Origin of the sequence: Paenibacillus hubeiensis (assembly GCF_032334105.1) — a bacterium.
In the GTDB taxonomy this organism is placed as follows: Bacteria; Bacillota; Bacilli; order Paenibacillales; family Paenibacillaceae; genus Paenibacillus; species Paenibacillus hubeiensis.
This window is the reverse complement of the sequence record NZ_JAVYAE020000020.1, coordinates 63222-81902: the sequence shown is the minus strand read 5'-3', so window position 1 is coordinate 81902 and position 18681 is coordinate 63222. Positions and strand designations below refer to the sequence as shown.

Annotated in this window: 19 protein-coding genes and 6 tRNA genes; 21 read left to right on the top strand and 4 right to left on the bottom strand. The window is 49.8% G+C overall.

Features of this window, described 5'->3' with window-relative positions; genetic code table 11:
* The first annotated feature begins 83 nt into the window (after positions 1–83).
* From RSX24_RS29720 to RSX24_RS29690, 7 genes are all read left to right on the top strand, one after another.
* Positions 84–157, top strand: a tRNA-Trp gene (locus RSX24_RS29720).
* Positions 158–181: 24 nt separating this feature from the next.
* A tRNA-His gene (locus tag RSX24_RS29715) sits at positions 182–254 on the top strand.
* 6 nt (positions 255–260) lie between these two features.
* Positions 261–335, top strand: a tRNA-Gln gene (locus RSX24_RS29710).
* Between the two features lie 6 nt (positions 336–341).
* Positions 342–416, top strand: a tRNA-Gly gene (locus RSX24_RS29705).
* 9 nt (positions 417–425) lie between these two features.
* Positions 426–499, top strand: a tRNA-Cys gene (locus RSX24_RS29700).
* Between the two features lie 8 nt (positions 500–507).
* Positions 508–586 (top strand) — tRNA-Leu (locus RSX24_RS29695).
* Between the two features lie 190 nt (positions 587–776).
* The gene (locus RSX24_RS29690; RefSeq protein WP_343262647.1) at positions 777–1604 is read left to right on the top strand and encodes a class I SAM-dependent methyltransferase; all 828 of its coding nucleotides are present in this window, start codon (positions 777–779) and stop codon (positions 1602–1604) included.
* Positions 1605–1906: 302 nt separating this feature from the next.
* On the opposite strand, the gene RSX24_RS29685 is transcribed toward RSX24_RS29690, so the two are convergent.
* Positions 1907–4288 carry a helix-turn-helix domain-containing protein gene (locus RSX24_RS29685; protein ID WP_343262646.1) on the bottom strand — a complete coding sequence of 794 codons (2382 nt, stop codon included), beginning with the start codon at positions 4286–4288 and terminating at the stop codon, positions 1907–1909.
* Positions 4289–4709: 421 nt separating this feature from the next.
* On the opposite strand from RSX24_RS29685, the gene RSX24_RS29680 reads away from it, so the two are divergent.
* The 12 genes from RSX24_RS29680 to RSX24_RS29625 all read left to right on the top strand — a co-directional run bounded on the left by RSX24_RS29680 (position 4710) and on the right by RSX24_RS29625 (position 15184).
* A complete protein-coding gene (locus RSX24_RS29680) occupies positions 4710–5015 on the top strand; it encodes a LiaF transmembrane domain-containing protein (RefSeq protein ID WP_236414843.1) in 306 nt (101 codons plus the stop codon).
* A gap of 36 nt (positions 5016–5051) precedes the next feature.
* A complete protein-coding gene (locus RSX24_RS29675) occupies positions 5052–5717 on the top strand; it encodes a PspA/IM30 family protein (RefSeq protein ID WP_236414841.1) in 666 nt (221 codons plus the stop codon).
* 6 nt (positions 5718–5723) lie between these two features.
* On the top strand, positions 5724–5960 hold the full coding sequence (locus RSX24_RS29670) for a PspC domain-containing protein (protein ID WP_236414838.1): 237 nt from the start codon (positions 5724–5726) through the stop codon (positions 5958–5960).
* A gap of 19 nt (positions 5961–5979) precedes the next feature.
* A complete protein-coding gene (locus tag RSX24_RS29665; RefSeq protein ID WP_236414836.1) occupies positions 5980–6483 on the top strand; it encodes a PspC domain-containing protein in 504 nt (167 codons plus the stop codon).
* Between the two features lies 1 nt (position 6484).
* Positions 6485–7198 (top strand): PspA/IM30 family protein, encoded by a 714-nt coding sequence (locus tag RSX24_RS29660; RefSeq protein ID WP_236414833.1) that lies wholly within the window; start codon positions 6485–6487, stop codon positions 7196–7198.
* Between the two features lie 151 nt (positions 7199–7349).
* A complete protein-coding gene (gene liaF, locus RSX24_RS29655) occupies positions 7350–7997 on the top strand; it encodes a cell wall-active antibiotics response protein LiaF (protein ID WP_236414831.1) in 648 nt (215 codons plus the stop codon).
* A 33-nt stretch (positions 7998–8030) separates the two neighbouring features.
* Entirely contained in the window at positions 8031–9119 is a 1089-nt protein-coding gene (locus RSX24_RS29650; RefSeq protein ID WP_343262645.1) for a sensor histidine kinase, read from the top strand.
* Positions 9106–9762: a response regulator transcription factor gene (locus RSX24_RS29645; RefSeq protein WP_236414886.1), complete on the top strand. Its 657-nt coding sequence runs from the start codon at positions 9106–9108 to the stop codon at positions 9760–9762. Before RSX24_RS29650 ends, RSX24_RS29645 begins: the two co-directional genes overlap by 14 nt.
* 239 nt (positions 9763–10001) lie before the next feature.
* The gene (locus RSX24_RS29640) at positions 10002–10763 is read left to right on the top strand and encodes a YwmB family TATA-box binding protein (RefSeq protein ID WP_343262644.1); all 762 of its coding nucleotides are present in this window, start codon (positions 10002–10004) and stop codon (positions 10761–10763) included.
* Between the two features lie 157 nt (positions 10764–10920).
* Positions 10921–12471, top strand: coding sequence for a glucose-6-phosphate dehydrogenase (gene zwf / locus RSX24_RS29635; RefSeq protein WP_236414825.1), 1551 nt, complete (start codon positions 10921–10923; stop codon positions 12469–12471).
* Between the two features lie 380 nt (positions 12472–12851).
* Entirely contained in the window at positions 12852–13250 is a 399-nt protein-coding gene (locus tag RSX24_RS29630) for a DoxX family protein (protein WP_236414823.1), read from the top strand.
* A 350-nt stretch (positions 13251–13600) separates the two neighbouring features.
* Positions 13601–15184, top strand: a complete 1584-nt coding sequence (locus RSX24_RS29625) for a peptide chain release factor 3 (protein ID WP_236414821.1) — start codon at positions 13601–13603, stop codon at positions 15182–15184.
* 348 nt (positions 15185–15532) lie between these two features.
* Here the strand turns inward: RSX24_RS29625 and RSX24_RS29620 are convergent, their stop codons facing one another.
* Positions 15533–15766: a small acid-soluble spore protein SspI gene (locus tag RSX24_RS29620; RefSeq protein ID WP_339274615.1), complete on the bottom strand. Its 234-nt coding sequence runs from the start codon at positions 15764–15766 to the stop codon at positions 15533–15535.
* Positions 15767–15896: 130 nt separating this feature from the next.
* Here RSX24_RS29620 and RSX24_RS29615 point away from each other — a divergent pair, with 130 nt between their 5' ends.
* Positions 15897–16559: a potassium channel family protein gene (locus RSX24_RS29615; protein ID WP_236414817.1), complete on the top strand. Its 663-nt coding sequence runs from the start codon at positions 15897–15899 to the stop codon at positions 16557–16559.
* Between the two features lie 37 nt (positions 16560–16596).
* On the top strand, positions 16597–17385 hold the full coding sequence (locus tag RSX24_RS29610) for a TrmH family RNA methyltransferase (RefSeq protein ID WP_343262643.1): 789 nt from the start codon (positions 16597–16599) through the stop codon (positions 17383–17385).
* Positions 17386–17694: 309 nt separating this feature from the next.
* On the opposite strand, the gene RSX24_RS29605 is transcribed toward RSX24_RS29610, so the two are convergent.
* Together RSX24_RS29605 and RSX24_RS29600 are read right to left on the bottom strand one after the other, a co-directional pair.
* Positions 17695–18087 carry a hypothetical protein gene (locus RSX24_RS29605; RefSeq protein ID WP_343262642.1) on the bottom strand — a complete coding sequence of 131 codons (393 nt, stop codon included), beginning with the start codon at positions 18085–18087 and terminating at the stop codon, positions 17695–17697.
* Between the two features lie 6 nt (positions 18088–18093).
* On the bottom strand, positions 18094–18636 hold the full coding sequence (locus RSX24_RS29600; protein WP_343262641.1) for a hypothetical protein: 543 nt from the start codon (positions 18634–18636) through the stop codon (positions 18094–18096).
* Between the last annotated feature and the right edge of the window lie 45 nt (positions 18637–18681).

Below are 18681 nucleotides of genomic sequence, written 5' to 3'. Positions count from 1 at the left end.
GAAGTGGCCAAACGCATCAGACTGTAAATCTGCTCCCGTACGGGTTCGGTGGTTCGAATCCATCAGCCTCCACCATTGCTTTTAGGGGCATAGTTTAAAGGTAGAACAGCGGTCTCCAAAACCGTTAGTGTGGGTTCAATTCCTGCTGCCCCTGCCAATTCTTTATTAATTATGTATTATGGCGATCGTGGCGAAGTGGTTAACGCACCGGTTTGTGGATCCGGCATTCGGGGGTTCAATTCCCCTCGATCGCCCTCTAGTGGGGATTAGCCAAGCGGTAAGGCAACGGACTTTGACTCCGTCATGCATAGGTTCAAATCCTATATCCCCAGCCATTATTTGCGGACGTGGCTCAGCGGTAGAGCATCGCCTTGCCAAGGCGAGGGTCGCGGGTTCGATTCCCGTCGTCCGCTCCAATAGAATATGGCGCCATAGCCAAGTGGTAAGGCACAGCTCTGCAAAAGCTTTATCCCCAGTTCGAATCTGGGTGGCGCCTCCAGTAAATATGCCGGCGTGGCGGAATGGCAGACGCGCTCGACTCAAAATCGAGTGGGAAACCGTGGAGGTTCGAGTCCTCTCGCCGGTATTCAGTATTAAGAAAACAGTCCAGTAGAGATTACATCTAATGGGCTGTTTTTTTTGTTTATCTATATGCTTACAAAATGAAATGATTAGGTGGGAGTACAGTGCCGGATTTGCATACAGAACACGATTATTCGCAATTATTATTTGACCTATCTCTTTGGGAAGAAGCCTGGAGAAAGAGAAAGGCGTCCATGCCTCCCAGGAAAGGGAGCTATCCGTTCGATACGGAGGAAGCCTTTGAACGGTGGGCCAGAGAATATCACCATCAGTCGTTCACGGAAGAAGGCAAACAACGTTCTGGTCGTATTATGGGCTGGATTGAGAATCAGGGTGTCGAATATAAGGGGTTAACGATACTGGATGTCGGCGCCGCCTCAGGTGCGTTCAGCATACCATTCGCGGAAAAAGGAGCAACGGTTACTGCTGTTGAACCTTCGCATTTTCTGACCGCTTTGATGAAAGAAACCATTCCTGCCGAATTAAGATCCAGGATCGACATTGTGTCGGAACGTTTTGAGGAATTGTCCATTCAGGACAAAGGCTGGGAAAAGAAGTTCGACTTGGTGTTTGCCTCCATGTGTCCAGCCATGTCCGACTGGGAGACGGTGGAACAAGCCATCCACTGTGCCAGGCAATATGTGTATATCAGCACGATGGCGGCTCCACGCGAGCACACCCTAATGGATGAGTTGAAAGAGGTGTTGGGGGTAAAATCGACATTCAGAGCAGGAGATATGGCATACATCCAACAGCTTCTATATTTGAAGGGATATTCTTATACGAGCCTGATCACCAAAGAAACGACTACGTTGGAGATGCCGTTGGAGGATGTCGTGCATAAGCTGCCGGAATGGCTCAAAACGTACAAGCTGCCAACGGATGAACAGACTCTGCGACTTGCTGAAGAGCACATTAGAAAGACATTTCCGGATGGCGTCGTCACGTTTACGCGGGGAGGACGATTCGGAAAAATATTGATTCAACTCGATCAACCTCAGATGAAAACTGTACGGAAATAAGCATGAAGTTACGAGCGGTTGTTCATATAATAGTATGATCAGAAAAACCAAGAGGGGCAGTGGAAGCTGCCCCTTTTGCATGCATGGTTCCGAGGTATACCTTGTACCCTTTCACGAAATGGATTCTCCCCATAAATAACAGACCAAATCCCTCGTAGTGCGCCTTCAAACAGGTTTTTAGAACGGGCTGAAGCTCATATGATAGAGGAAACCCGAAAATTTTCAAAAATTATCCTTCAGAAAACTGGATTGCAGCTATAGAACAGCGAATGTATTTCATGGCCTGGGCAGCTCATTAGAAATTAAACCTGTCTTTCGGCATGCAGGTTCTGCTGCCGAAGCCGGTATTGGCCCGGGGTTATTCCCTCCCATTTGCGGAAGGAACGGATGAAGTTTTGCGGATTGTTATACTGAAGCCGGTTAGAGATGTCCTTTACGGTCAGATCCGTTTCTTCCAACCATCTTTTGGCGATGGTGAACCGATGTTTGGCCAAATATTCGCTGAATGACGATCCCGTTTCCTTGCGGAACACACTGCTTAAGTAGTTGGCATTATAGTGAAGCCTGGCAGCACACTCCTCTAGCGTGAGATCTCTATCATATTCCTGATGGATGATCGCAATCATTTTGTCCGAAATATGACGGTACTGTGTAACTTGTCTCTCCTTGAAAAGCAAAATGATGGGTTTGATCATCCGCTGACTGAACCAATGCTCCACTTCTGAGGCGTATCGAAGGTTAAATAGTTCCTTGTACAATGAATCATGGCCGGAAGTTGTCGGATCAAGCCGAATCCCGCTCTCATGCAGCATCTGCAGAATACGGGTGAGCAGTCGGGCCAGAGCAAGATGATAATCTTCAGAATTGCATTCCGGATCCAAAACATGCTCGAGCATCTGGGACAGCAGCACTTCCGCTTCACCTTCGTCGCCGGTCTGAATCGCTTGAACGAGAGCGTACTCCAAGGATGAAGGATAACTGATAGATGCGGGGCTGCTGCTATGAATCGGCTGCTCATATTGAATGATAATGCCTGTGCCCAGCCGCAAACGCTGGTGCAGTGCTTTTAAGGCCTCGGAATAGGCACGATGTACTTGCAGGAGAGATGTCCAAGGTTGGCTGAACCCGATACTCACTGTGAGTTGAAGCACTTGTTCGACCTGCTGCTGCAATTGTCCGGTAATGGCATGCAGATGTGCGGCAAATTTCACCGGATCCGATTCAGCGTCCCCCAATATGGTGACTACAGTTTGTTCCAAAACTACAGGGTATAGCTGGTGATGTTCGTCTAACGTTTCCTCCATCATATTTTGCACGGCGAACAACAATAACTCGAGATCGCTCACCGTATACTTGGATTGATGCACAAGATCTGCCTGAATGACAATAACGGCAACATGTTGCCACTGGTCCAGATAGTGACCGTACCCATGCTCAATCAAGCCGCTTTGAAGAGCCGAAGGGGAGCATTTGCCAAGAAGCATGTCCATGACAAAAAAAACACGCGTTTGAAGCACGTACTGATTCAGGCGGTTTTCAAGCCGTGAGCTGGAATCCACCATCTGCGTAAAGCGTGCCTGAATCTGCTCGAACTCAGTGGGGAAAGCATCTGCACGCTTCTTAGCCATCGCTTGACGCACGGATGGATGGTAATGAAGTCCGACATGGGCCAACAGTTTGCGAATCGGGACATGCATTCGTTTGGAGCCTAGCCAGGTTAACCCTAAAGAGACCAACAACATGATCAGGCTGACATGCAGGGTATGCTCGGCGATGCGCGTGTATTCCTGGGTCAGCACGTTCATTGGCGTCAAAAGCATGTAGGTCCAGCCTCTTAATGAGGATTGGGTGTAGGACAAAGAGTACCGCGAGTCGCCCAGACGTACTTTGGCTTCTCCCGCTGCATGGGATGATGCCGAAGGCAGCCGTTCAGACATGTTGCTTCCAGACTCTTCTTCCCGCATATCCATTCCCGCAAGCGGCTTGCCGATATAAGCGGGGTTGGGATGGGCCAAAATGCGTTGTTCCCGGTTGACGATAATTAAGCCTGCAGCCGAGGTTTGCTCCATATCGGCCGGGCTTTGCAACGAGCAGGCAGGAATTCCTGCAATGACAGCGGAATGGGTCGGCGCACTCAGGTGCGGAACTGGCCTGGCAAGGGCAATATGATAGATGCAACCGTTATCCGAGATGTGTTCCGGGTTGTTGAACACGCTCGAGGGTATGAGCTGCCAACCGGACGTTAACGTTTTCGAGAGCATTTCTTTCATGGGAAGAGCCAGCGGAAATTCTGTGCTTAAATACATTCCGGCATGATCGATCAGCCAGTCCTGCGTTTGGTTTATGAGCGCGATATCCATGGAAGGCTCCCAGGAACGCATATTTTGAAATTCGGTCTGCAGCCGGTCGGCGCTGGGTGTCTTCGCGTCGAGGCGTGGGGCTGACAGCTGCTCCAGCGTGGCTGGCCAACGTGTTGCTTGATCCAGCATGTAGCTTATAGTACCGAGTTTATGTTCTACGTTGGACTGCATCTGATTCAGCAGCTGTTTGTTCGTCTGAAGCTGATGCAGCTCACTCTGGTTCGTTGTATAGAAAAAAGCGGAAATTCCGGTTAACAGCATGGGGAGAGTGCTTAACAGCATGCCAAAAATGATCATCCGATGAAGATAACTGTGTGCTCCCATAGTCAACTCCTGACGTTCTGGAATGAAGTTAGTTTCAACTCTATTTTAGTAAACGCTTACATAAAGAACAACAACATTTTGTTTAATTGGATAAAAAAGTAATGTGTTAAAGAAGGATTGCCGTTCATTACCTCATAAAAGAGGGACAGGAAACGTGCACAGTGCTTGCATGTGCTTCGCTGCACCGATTTCATCTTGGATGAAGACGCGTTTGACATGGTTAATGAAGCATAACAGGCCGGGATCCATGCAGAGAATCGAGGTCCAGCGTACGGACAGCCGAAGGTCCAAATCCTTCCCCGACCAGAGTCTAGGATGAAAAACCGTCCGCGGTCTGTTTTGAAAAACGTCGGATTCCCCTAGAATAAGGACATAAGGTTAAACAAGAAACAAACGAACTGAAAGGGCGGTGAACAAGAACATGAGATGGAACAAAGGAAATGGCTGGGCGATCGTCTTTATCGCACTCGGCGTACTGCTTCTCTTCGGGAAATTGACTCCATTGTTGGGACATCTGACAGGTTATCTGATTCCGATTCTGATGATTGCACTTGGATACTACGGCGTGAAGCGAGGCAATGTGGCTCTGGGATGGATCGTTCTCCTCATCGGTATTCTTTCGCTGATGGTCAAACTGTCCTGGTTGATCGGTCCGATCATCGCTATCGGATTAATCATCTTCGGAATCTCCATGCTGAACAACAAACGCGGATATCGTCGGTACTAAGCCATTAACGATTATGAAAAGGAGGGCCAGAGCATAATGAGTGTATTTCGTCGAATGCGGGACATTACCGTAGCAACATTGAATGAGCATTTGGAGCAAAGTCAGGATCCAGTGAAATTGATCGACCAGTTTCTGGTCTCGACCCGCCAGGATATTGGCGAAGCCGAGAAGCTCCGTCACCAGTATGCTTCACACACAAGACAAATGAAACAACAGGCCGATCAGGCCGCCGCCATGGTACACAAACGGGAGGAGCAAGCTTCGATGGCTTTGAAAGCCGGGGAAGAGCACCTTGCCAAGCTAGCCTTGCAGGAAAAAATCATCTACGAAGAAAAGATGGAGCAGTACAACGAACTGTACCAACAAAGCAACTCCGCTTTGCAGGAACTGGATGAGCAAATCAACCAACTGAAGGTTGAATATCAAACCGTATACAGCAAGCGCCAATATTATTACGCCCGGATGCAGACGATTCAACTGCAGCAGCGGATGAATCAGCGCAGCCAGTATAACGGCCAAAATGTTCCTCGCATGTTCAATCGTTTGGATGATCAAGTATCGGATCTTGAATATGAAACCCAGAGTCTTCGGGATTTGCGAAGAATGGGGCAGGGAGACACCTCAAGCGGAATCTCATCCTCCCAGCTCGATAAAGAGCTGGAGCGCCTGAGACAGAAGCTGAATACCGACAGAAAGGAGTAACCAAGCATGAACAGATTATTTCGGTCGACGCGTAATCGTAGGCTGACAGGCCTAATCGGCGGCATTTCCGAAAACCTCGGCGTGAGTTCCGCGCTGCTGCGCATCATCTTTTTCATCAGTATTTTTGCCACGGGCGGCACGTCGCTGCTGATCTATTTCATCGCTTCACTGTTGGTACCGAAGGAAACTTACCCCGGTGAGTCGTACGGATACGGCCCTGATTTCGGAAGAGGATACAAATGACAGAAAGGAGTAACACGACATGAGCAAACTATATCGCTCAACGCGTGACCGGATGCTTACCGGATTAATCGGCGGCATCTCCGAATCGATCGGCATGGATTCTACGCTGCTGCGTATCATCTTTGTCATCAGCATCTTCGTTACGGGCGGCACGTCGTTACTGATCTACTTCATCGCCGCACTGGTTGTGCCGAAGGAACCTTACCCTCCATATGATCCATATGGCCCCGGGCCAGGTCCCGGCCGAGGTTTCCAGGGTCACGATCAACATCCGCCAAGAGGGCCATTCAACCAAGGTCCATTCAACCAAGGCCCGTTCAACCAGGGTTCCGGCGGTTTCGGACCGGGTCCAGGGTATAACAACAGACCTAATCAGGGAACGCGTTATGACGGCAATTACGCAGGAAACCAGCAGGAAAGCGAACTGGATTCCATGATGAAGGATATCGAGAAAAAAGCATTGCAAAAAGAAGTCGAAGAGCTTCGCCAAAAATTATCTCGTTACGAGAAAGGAGAAAAATAACATGGGAGTATTTAAACGGATTAAGGATATGACAAAGGCGTCGGTGAATGATCTTTTGGATAAAGTAGAAGACCCAATCGTAATGCTCAACCAATATTTGCGCGATATGGAGGCCGAAATTCATGAGGCCGAAGTAACGGTAGCGAAACAAATGGCCAACGAGCGCCGCATGAAGCAGCGTCTGGATGAAGCTGAGCGTACTTCCGTACAACGCGAATCTCAAGCCGAAGCGGCTTTGGCAAACGGTCAGGAAGAGGTAGCACGCAAGCTGCTGGAAGAAAAAATCTATTTCGATCAAAAGATCACCGAGTACAGCGAGCTGCATGCACAATCCGAAGCACAAGCTAAAGACCTGCTGCAACAGCTGCATGACATGAAAGACGAGTTTTACAAAATGCGCAACAAACGCAATGAGCTTGTATCCCGTGCTCAAATGGCCAAAGCGAAAAAACAAATGTCGCAAATCAACAGCCTGCATACGATCGAGAGCGGAAGTGCATCGCTTGGGTTCCACCGTATGGAAGAAAAAATCATGCAAATGGAAGCAGAGGCTGACGTAATGCGTGCACCGTATCGCAATGCTCATGCGACTAACGCAACGTACACCAACCCAGCGGACGCTGAAAAACAATTCAAAGTCGACCAGCAGCTGCAAGCCCTCAAAAACAAATTGGGCAATGGCGCCAAAAATGATGCAGGTACAACCAAAGAATAACTGTTCGGTCAGCAAACAATATGATATTCTATAGATCGTGAATAGAGAACGGTTTGTAGAGTAAAAGGTAAAGCCATACGGGATGAAAGATGCCTGGTATGGCTTTTCCAACGACAAGGGTTCACCAGCATACAGAGGAGGTGTGGCAGATATGAACAGAAAAGCGCAATGGCTTGCCGTAGTGATCATTGCCATCGGCGTTGTGATGCTGCTGAATCGCCATATTAACGTGCTGACGGCTGCCGCACTCATCCTGTTAACGATCGGGATGCTTCAAGTCCGCAAAGGAGATACGCGCAAAGGTTACCGTTGTCTGGGCATCGGCGCAGGCTTGCTATTGTTGGACAACTTAATGATCGTGTTTTTGATTGTGCTTGGTTCACTCGCTTATTTTTATTCAAATAACAAAAAGATGGATTTGCATCAAAAAGTGATGCGCAAACAAAACTTTATGGCCCGTTATTATTGGGATCGTGCGCCTTGGACGCTGCGCAGCATGAGCCTGTGGCATGTTCTCGGCGAAGTGAATGCCGATCTGTCCCTCTCCCTGCCGGAAGAAAAACAAACCGTCGTACTGCTCCAAGGTGTCATGGGAAATGTACGTTTAAACTTGCCTGAAGATTACGGCGTCGAAATCGAAGCCTCTGTCTTGTTCGGGCGCATTCAATTTCTGGGCGAGCAGGACAGCGGAATGATGAACAAACTGGTATGGAGAACTCCTGGATATGAATCCAGTGAACATAAAGCAAAATTTGTCATTTCCTATATTGTTGGCGACTTATTCATCAGTAAACCGTAGTAAGTTAATAAAAGCAAAGAGGAGGAGACCCTGTTGAAAACGAAACGACATGCCGATATGGTAACCCGAAGCATGGGTGAGGGGATCCTCCTTGTTTTCGTTGTGCTGGCCGTCATTTTGTATGTATTGTATACATATGGTTTTTTGGCTCCTTTTGCAGGCTGGCGGCATTTGCTCCAAGCGGGTCTGCCGCTGCTATTGCTCCTGGTTGCCATCGGGGCAATATTCGGGTTTTACCAAAGCTACCGCGTCAAACGAAGGCTTGAACTGCTGCGGGAAACGCTGCTTCAATGGGAGAAAGGATCGCTTTCTCGTACGGTGCCCGATCTCGGCCCGGATGATGTGGGTCGCCTGAGTGAACAACTCGGACGCATCGGCAAAAAGTGGGAAGAACAGGTGACTTCATTGCAGCGTTTGTCCACCAATAATGCACAGCTTGCGGAACAGGCGCGCATTACGGCGATCGTAGAGGAACGACAGCGCTTGGCTCGCGAACTGCATGATGCCGTATCACAGCAGTTGTTCGCCATTTCCATGACGGCGACGGCAGTCGGGCGCAAAATGGGCCAAGATTTTGATCGGGCACAGAGACAAGTGGCACTCATCGAAGAGATGGCATCCGTCGCGCAATCGGAGATGCGCGCATTATTGCTCCACTTGAGGCCGGTATACTTGGAGGGTAAACAGCTGGAGCAGGGACTTCGCGACCTGGTGATGGAATTGAAAACGAAAGTGCCGATGGAAATCGTGCTTGAAATCGATGACAACATTCACTTGGTGAAGGGCATTGAGAACCATTTGTTCCGGATCATCCAGGAAGCCATGTCCAACACGTTGCGCCATGCGAAGGCGGACAAAATGGAGATTCGGCTGCAGCGCAAAATGGATGCGATTCGGGTGCTCATTCGCGATGACGGGCAAGGCTTTGAGTTGAATGACCAGAAGCAGGCCTCCTATGGGCTCGCGAACATGCGTGAGCGCGTTACGGAAATCGGTGGAGCGATCCAATTTGTCACCGCTCCCGGGAAGGGAACAAGAATTGAGATTACGATACCTTTGATGAACGATGAAAGCGGGGAAGAACATGGCAACGGAAACGGAAATCGAGATGGAATCGGATAACGAAACGTCGATCAAGGTACTGCTCGTGGACGATCATGAAATGGTGCGCATCGGTCTGGCCGCGGTGCTGGATACGGAGGACGGCATTGAAGTCGTGGGCGAAGCCGGCAGCGGAGAAGAAGGCATTCGCCTGGCTCAGGAGTACAAACCGGACGTGGTGCTTATGGATCTCGTGATGGAGGGCATGGACGGCATCGAGGCAACTCGACAACTGCTTAAAATGTATCCGGAATGCAAGGTCATTGTGCTTACGAGTTATTTGGATGACGAGAAGATGTATCCGGTCATTGAGGCGGGCGCGTTCAGTTATTTGCTGAAAACGTCAAGGGCCAACGAAGTTGCCGATGCCATTCGTGCTGCCGCTCGCGGCCAGTCTGTATTGGAGTCCCAGGTGGCCTCCAAAATGATGAACCGTTTCCGTCAACCGCAGGCGACCGCGCCTGCCCATGAAGAGCTTACGGATCGGGAGATGGACGTGCTGAGGCTGTTGGCGCAAGGGAAGTCGAATCAGGACATCGCGGACGACCTCGTGATCGGCATCAAAACCGTCAAATTCCACGTGACCAACATTTTGGCCAAACTCGGCGTGGATGATCGCACGCAAGCAGCGATTTACGCATATAAAAACGGCCTTGCCGAATAAAAGCGAGCTATGCCTTGAGCAGGGCCGAACATATCGAATGAACGGATAACCCGAAAACTGCACTAATTGCAGAAAATGCAATAACTGATCATCAGGTATACCTTCCTGACTCGGTCGGAAGCCCAATTTGCCATCCTCTTTATGGCAGGTTGGGCTTTTTTGTGTTGCTGCGTTTACAGCCGGATCATCCGGGGCATGCTGTTGATAGATTGATAGATTATAGAAAAGGCGGGCTGAACATGAAGGCACATTGGATGAAAGCGGGAATGATGCTTGCATTGGTTATCGTTTTGGTCGGAGTGAGTCGGGTGTACGCGGACAAACAGCCGCTTAAGTCTGAATCCGAAAGAACACAGCTTGAAGCACTTATACATACCGGCCATTTGGCCATGGATCAAGCGGATCGCATGATCGTTAAATGGCAGGGTCAGGGAAAGGGAAATGCGCAGACAGCCGCATCCGTATTGTCCCGGCAGCTTGGGCTGCCTGAACCCAAACAAACCATTCAAACGGGACATGAGGTATACCGCAGCGAACGGCAAGGGGGAGAGCTGCAGGCGGGGGTCCTTGTAAACGCAGCCGTCGTTGACGAAGGCGAGTATTATCTCATCGTGCAGTTAACGGCCGATGAGAAATCGGACATGAACGCATTCCTCGCGCTGCATGAGGAGGTCGGGCGGCTGCTGAACGAAGCAGGGCTTCAGGCGGCGTGGAATTTTGCCATGCAGGGCAGTACACCTGCAGAAGCTGCGTCGCAGACAGATGCAGGGGAACAACTGGAGCAGGCCGAACGAGCGATGGCTTCCCGGCTTGATGTTCACGAGGCGGAGCGATATACGGACAACGGCACGGTGGCCGTATCTTACGAAGTACCCGGGCTGCCGCTTTCCATCGCGAGCGCCTCTCGCGAACTGAACATGCAGCTGGCCGTACACACGGACCAAAATCGGGAAGAGAATCGAATTACGGTAGGGTTCCCGGTGATAACGATTGAATATTGATAGAAAGCGACAGGAAAATTAATGCAAGTATTCATGCTTTATGCTAAAATGTCATCAACTCTGCAGGCGATGACATATGTTTTGACTAAAACTGGTAACTTCTACGACTTAATCAAAGAAGCGATATGAATCGCTTTTGCGGGAGGAAGAGGAGCTCATGGTCGAAAAACAAATGCAGCACGAAGTTCAGACGCCAGGCGCAATATTTCTCATTTTTGGGGCGACCGGAGACTTGGCGCGCCGGAAACTGTTTCCAGCAATCTATAGTCTTTATCGGGAAGGGAAATTAGGCGAGGATTTCGCCGTTATTGGCGTAGCGCGCCGCCCACGGTCTCCCGAGGAATTCAGAGAAGATCTTCTCGAATCGATCAAGGAATTTTGTCGTTACCCTGTGGAGGAAACAGAGAAGTGGAATCGGTTTGCCGAACATTTTGAGTATACCTCGTTGGATATCAATGATGTGGATGGTTTCAGGGAGTTAAACGTCCAGACTGCACGGCTGGAAGAACAATTCAACATTCCGGGCAATCGTTTGTTCTATTTGGCTCTTGCGCCGGAGCTGTTCGGCAGCGTTTCTTACAGTCTCCGTGATGGAGGCATGCTGGACGGCAGCGGATGGAATCGGCTGGTCATCGAGAAACCGTTCGGCTATGATCTGCCCTCGGCGGAGAAGTTGAACGAGCAGATTCGAGAAGTGTTCAAAGAAGAAGAGATTTACCGGATCGACCACTACCTTGGCAAGGAAATGGTGCAGAACATCGAAGTAATCCGGTTTGGCAATGCCTTTTTTGAGCCGCTCTGGAACAACAAGCATATTGCCAATGTACAGATTACGCTTGGGGAAACGGTCGGCGTGGAAGAGCGCGGCGGATATTACGACCACTCGGGTGCACTGCGGGACATGGGGCAAAATCATATGCTGCAAATGTTGGCCATGATTGCGATGGAGCCGCCCAGCCGTTTGTATCCCGAGGATATTCGGGACGAGAAGGTAAAGGTGCTTCGCTCGCTGCGCCCGTTTTCCTCGGATGAAGACGTGCGCCGGAATGTGGTTCGGGCCCAGTACGGGGCAGGAACGTTCCGCGGCGAACCTCTGCCGGGTTACCGGGAAGAGGACAAAGTGGATGCGCAGTCCACGACCGAGACGTATTTTGCAGCAAGGGTCTTCGTGGACAATTTCCGCTGGGCAGGAGTTCCTTTTTATATCCGGACGGGGAAACGGCTGCCGGTCAAAACGACCGAAATCGTCGTGGAGTTCAAATCGATGCCGAGCAACGTGTACCTGGGTCAAAAGTACAAATTGGAGCCGAACCTGCTCGTGATTCGCGTGAATCCGATGGAAGGCATCTATATCAAAATCAATGCCAAAAAACCGGGCTCGGATTCGGAAATCCAACCTTTAGCCATGGATTTCTGCCAGAGCTGCATGATCGGCATCAATTCGCCGGAGGCATACGAACGTTTGCTGCACGATGCGGCGGAAGGGGACTCCACGTATTTCACGCGTTGGGACGAGGTTGCGACGGCTTGGTCCTTCGTTGATCGCATTGCTGCGGCTTGGTCGAACAACATGGGGGAACTGCACACCTACCCGGCAGGAACCTGGGGACCGGAAGCAACGAATGCTTTGCTGGAACAAGACGGATTCCACTGGTGGCCGGTAAACGGGCAGGCTGAAGACGAAGTGGTGTGGCAATTCAATCATTAATCAGGTGAAAAATAGATGAAATACGGCTCAACCTATTTGGTTGAACGTATGGACAGGGGATATGCGAAGCTCGGGAAAGCGCATCATTATGCGTTTTTCGGGCTTTTTTCGCGATGATGATAATAATGGTAATAACATTACTAAAATAAGTTATTGACAAAAAGTAAGTAGATAACATATACTCATTCCAGGACATAAAGAGATTACGCAAAAGAAAAAGTGATGTCGGCACGATGCGGGGATCACCCAAAGATTCATGAGATGAAAAAGGCGCGGCAGAAGGGGATACAGAGCAGAATCATTCATGAAGGAAATATTTTAGCATAATATCTTTATTCTAAGAATACTATTTTGCATATATTTGATAGGAGGAGAAAAGCATGTTGGATGTAGGATTGTTGTTGCTTCGTTTGGTGATTGGACTGTCGTTTATGGCGCATGGCGCGCAAAAGCTGTTTGGTTGGTTCGGGGGTTACGGCATTAAAGGCACAGGCGGTTGGTTTGAATCGATGGGCATGAAACCGGGTGCGGTGGTTGCCTTGCTTGCAGGACTTGCGGAATTTGGCGGCGGATTGTTGCTGGCCCTGGGATTGCTCACTCCGGTTGGCGGCGTTCTGATTGCGCTCACGATGGTCATTGCCATTGTCAAAGTGCATGGAGCTAACGGTTACTGGTCTACGCAAAACGGATACGAATACAACCTGGCCATTCTGGCCGTCGGGGTTGCATTGGCACTTACAGGCGGCGGTCAATATGCCCTGGATGCATTGATTTTCTAATACGAAGTGTATGCTCAAAAGCAGGATTGAGTACCCATAAGCCTTAACCGGGCCGCGGGTGCTCTTTTTTTGCGAAAAAGGATGAACTCTGCGGCATGGAATCGGTTATTTTCGGCCGGGATTATGGTACAATAGGAAAGTTGAATACACATATTAAGTAACGGCATGCAATAATACAACAGGTCAGGGAGGATGAACTCCGTTGTAAATGCGTAAAATGGTTCAAGCATAGGTTTGAACGCCAGCGGATCACATCAACCGGCAAATGCCGGACTGCATATCGATGAATAACCTTCCGGCGACTGCCGGAGACTGAACTTTAGAATGAACGGACGAAAGGAATAGAGGGAATGAGCAAAGCTGAAGATCAGATTTTACAACAGGAAGTGGACAAACGCCGGACGTTTGCCATCATTTCTCACCCGGATGCGGGTAAAACGACACTAACCGAGAAGCTGTTGCTGTTCGGGGGCGCGATTCGCCTCGCCGGAACGGTCAAAGCACGGAAAGCCAGCAAACACGCGACAAGTGACTGGATGGAAATCGAGAAACAGCGGGGGATCTCGGTAACGTCCTCCGTAATGCAATTCGATTACTTGGGACACCGCGTCAACATTTTGGATACACCGGGTCACCAAGACTTTTCCGAGGATACGTACCGCACGCTGACGGCGGCGGATAGCGCGGTCATGCTGATCGACGTGGCCAAAGGGGTCGAGGCACAGACCATCAAACTGTTCCAGGTTTGCGCGAAACGCGGTATTCCGATCTTTACGTTTATTAACAAATTGGACCGCGAGGGGCAAAGCCCGTTCGATCTGATGGAAGAGCTGGAGAACGTCTTGGGTATCCGTTCCGTGCCAATGAACTGGCCGATCGGATCGGGACGTGATCTGTGCGGCGTGTACGATCGGATGAAAAATCAGGTGGAGCTGTTCCAAGGGGACGACCATTCGACGATCAAGGTGCAAAAAGTGGACGGATATGAAGATCCGGTCATCCGCGAGATGGCGGGCGAGTACCTGCATGATCAACTCTGTCAGGACCTGGAGCTGCTGGATGTGGCGGGAGATCCGTTCGACATGGAAAAAGTACAGCGCGGCGAATTGACGCCAGTATTTTTCGGCAGTGCTATCAACAACTTCGGCGTGCAAACGTTCCTGGAGAACTTCCTGCAGCTCGCGCCGAAACCGGAGCCTCGCCGCAGCACGGCTGGCGAAATTGAACCGACGAACGAGAAATTCAGCGGATACGTATTCAAAATCCAGGCCAACATGAACCCTGCACACCGGGACCGCATTGCGTTCCTGCGCATCGTATCCGGCAAGTTCCAACGCGGCATGAGCGTCAAGCATGTTCGTGTCGGCAAAGAAATCAAGCTGTCGCAGCCGCAGCAATTTTTGGCACAGGACCGGGATATCGTGGAAGAGGCATACGCCGGCGATATCATCGGTTTGTTCGACCCAGGCATCTTCCGCATCGGGGATTCCCTGAGCCAAGGCAGCGAAATCGTCTTTGACGAGCTGCCTACGTTCTCTCCTGAGATTTTTGCCAAAGTCACGGTGAAGAATGCGCTCAAGCATAAGCAATATCAAAAAGGGATCGACCAGCTGACCGAAGAAGGCACCATCCAGGTATTCCAGACGGTCAACTTCGATGAAACGCTGCTCGGCGTAGTCGGCCAGCTCCAATTCGAGGTGTTCGAATACCGCATGAAAGGCGAGTATGGCGTGGACGTGCAGCTTCAGCGCATGCCGTATCAGTTCGCCCGTTGGATCATCGACGAGAATCTGGACCCGAGCAAGTTCCGCATCAATTCGGCGTTGGTGAAGGACAAAAAAGGAAATTACGTGGTCCTGTTCGAAAATGAATATGCAATGAGAACGGCCATGGACAAAAACCCAACCGCCCAGTTCCTGGAGACGGCGCCATAAGCCTCGTTTTTCTAGGAGTAGCGTTTAATAAAACAAGTTACGTGTGTTATGCAAAGCAACAAAAGGAAGACCGAAGCCCCTGTGAAGGGTGTTTCGGTCTTTTTTTAATTCAGTTCGTCCGTCGATAAAGTTGATGGTGCAGTTCATGGGCTTTCATAGGAAACAAGGTACGGCTCATCAAGAGCTGTACCTTGTTTTTGTGATTCGGTAAGCCAAGCCAATCGGCTTTACTGAACAATGCCGCAAGTTAAGAACCGCGGAGCATAATTCGGACCGATCAGGCAAATGCTGTGTGCAGACAGAACAACGTAATAACGGGTGACAGTCTATTCCCGGCCATTCCCGACATTATCGCAGGGGCTTAACGGGAATCGTGTGCAGATGCTGTTGTGCTACCTGGATCAGTTCATCCTGTTTGGCAGGATCGGTGTTCTTCCAGATCATTTCGAAAATGGCACCCAGTCCGGGCAAGGCCGCTTCAGGGCCGTCGACAGAACCTTCAATCATTTCGCGGAGCTGGGCATCGCTTTTGTCATGAACCTTATGAACAATCGCTTCACGCAGGCTTAAAGTAATTGGCATCGCAAGTCCCTCCTCGTATATTCGGCTGCCCTTATACTGTACCCTGCAGACCGTGAGCGCATTCAAGTTTGTCGGTCTTTGTGGTATACTACGAAGGATGTTGAAGCACGGAGCGGGAGGTTAGACCCTAATGGCAAAGAAGCAATATGCCGTCATTGGCATGGGACGTTTTGGGTCCAGTGTGGCGAATGCGCTCAGCAGCATGGGCTTTGACGTACTCGCCATCGATGCGGACGAACAACGGACTCAAGAGATGTCGAATATCGTAACGCATGCGGTATCGGCCGATTCCACCGACGAAGAAGCGCTGCGGGCGCTGGGCATTCGTAATTTTGACGTCGTGGTGGTTGCGATTGGCGAGGACATTCAAGCGAGCATTCTGACGACGCTAATTTTGAAGGATATGGGCGTTCCGGTGTTGATTGTTAAAGCACAGAACGAGCTTCATGGCAAAGTGCTGCAAAAGATCGGAGCGGACAAGGTCATTTATCCGGAAAGGGATATGGGACTGCGGGTTGCGCATCATTTGACTTCGCCCAACATTTTGGACTATATCGAGTTGTCCGAAGATTACAGCATTCTCGAAATGAAGGCTTCGGAGCAGATGATCGGCAAAAACTTGCTGGAACTGAATATCCGAGCGCGCTTTGGCTGTAACGTCATGGCGATTCGCCAAGGCAGTTCAATGAACATTTCGCCGTATGCCGAGGATCGGATCGAAGAAGGGGACGTGCTCATTATCGTGGGCCACAAGGATCATTTGACCAAGATGGAGCTGGCGTATCCCAAATAAGCGAAAGAAATGACCCGAGAACGGGAAGGATGGAATCATGGATATCGTATCACCTCAAAATAACCGCGTGAAAGAATGGGCACAATTGCTGGAGAAGAAGCATCGTACCCGTCAGCATAAATATATGATTGAAGGCATTCACCTCGTGCAGGAGGCATTGCGCGCAGGCGCGGATCTGGAATGCATCGCTTACGACGGGGAACGCGGCATTCCGAAGGAACTGGCCGGTTTGGAAACGCCGCTTCAGAACGTGGAGTGGATTAGCGTCTCCCCAGCGGTCATTGCAAAATGTACGGATACGATGACGCCCCAGCCTGTGTTTGCCGTGGTGCGCAAAAGCAGCGAACCGCTGCAAAACCTGTGGTCAGACGCGAAAGGACTCGTCGTTGTGCTGGATGGCGTGCAGGATCCGGGCAATGTAGGAACGATCATTCGCAGTGCCGACGCCGCCGGAGCGGCAGGCGTAGTGCTGGGTGCCGGCTCTGCCGATGTATATAATCCGAAAACGATTCGATCTACGATGGGCTCTTTGTTCCATTTGCCGATCGTGGAAGGCGATCTGGAAACGATCCTGTCTGAGGCAAAAGCGGCGGGCGTACGACTTGTCAGCACGTCACTGCAGGCAGAGCACTCGTGCTACAGTTATGATTTTACGCAGTCCGTTTGGCTGGTCATCGGCAACGAGGGTAAGGGCATTTCCGATGCCACGGCCCGGCGGGTCGACGATGCGATCACCATCCCGATGCAGGGACAAGCCGAGTCGCTGAACGCCGCGATGGCGGCAACGGTCCTGTTGTTTGAGGCGATGAGACAGCGGATGGTGTAAAACTGACATGTTGCTGTTGTGAGATAAAAGTGAGATAACATCTCCTTGCCTAGTTACAACTTAATAGCTTTTGTTAACTTGAACAGTCCTAATAATTTCATTTTTTTAGGGCTGTTTTTATCGACTCGATTATAACTTTTTTTTACAGTGTATATATCCAAAAACGGCTTCTATCAATGGGGTAGAAGCCAAATAAGCATTTTCGGATGGGCGAGAAGTCCGTATCGGCGTTGCGTATGAAGGCGGACGCAGCAATCGCAAATATGTGGTTGAATACCTGGCGATTATAGAAGGCAAGGCGTGTTGGATTTAGCTTTTACGACTTAGCGTTTTAGCTATTCCGCCAATAATGAATCCCCATATTGCATTTGTCGCAAAGACGCTTGCAATGGCAAGAGGATTGGTTAAAGGACCCTGTAATTTACCATCAAGCACGGGAGATAAGATGCCGCTAAGCAGAATTGCGAAAAAAGCATAACAAACACCCGCTCCGATCAGAATGGTTACTGGCGCGGAAACTTTCCTGATCAGGACGATAATCAGCCAAGTCAAGGAAATGAATAATGTCATTAGAATGCTCCCGAATGATTGACCGATTAAGTCCATTACCCCGGTTATTTTCATAATAGGTCTAATAAGTGCTATAGCACCTAGTCCGAGGATCAAAAGCAAGTTTTCCCTCAAAATGTCTTTGGTTCTCATTCCATATCAGTTCCTCTCCGATGGTTTATATGAGTTGGTGGCGCGTCTCTTCTTGATTTTCCCGAATGGTTTAAAATAAGTGATGAACACCATGATAAACAGGCATAATAAGTTGAAGCTTGCCGTGAGTAAGATCGCTAACCATTTCGACCGGAAGTTATGATCCTGCAAGGTTGCAAATCCTGTTTCGTTGACCATATCCACAAGAGAAGCTGTCCAATGATTCAGGAAAAAGATGCCGATAAGGATCGTGGTTAAGGTAAGAATCAATTTGATGACGATCCAGTAATGCTTGACGAGCCCCCATTGCGTCCATATCGACAACAGGATGCCGGTCAGCAAAGTCATCAGGGCCGGATATTTGAGCAAGTTCTCGTCAATGATTTCCATGCTGGCCAATGTGTAGGCCAGTTGCTCTCCATTTGCAACGTTATACAAATATAGGCCCAGCAGGAGCATCCCCAATGTACCGCCAATCCACGAAGATGCAGAAATAACGTGTATGGCGACGAATATGCATTTCTTTTTATGACTTAGTCGATAAGCCATAGGTTTCACTCCTCTCCTAATGTAATCTACCGATCCAGATGTTTT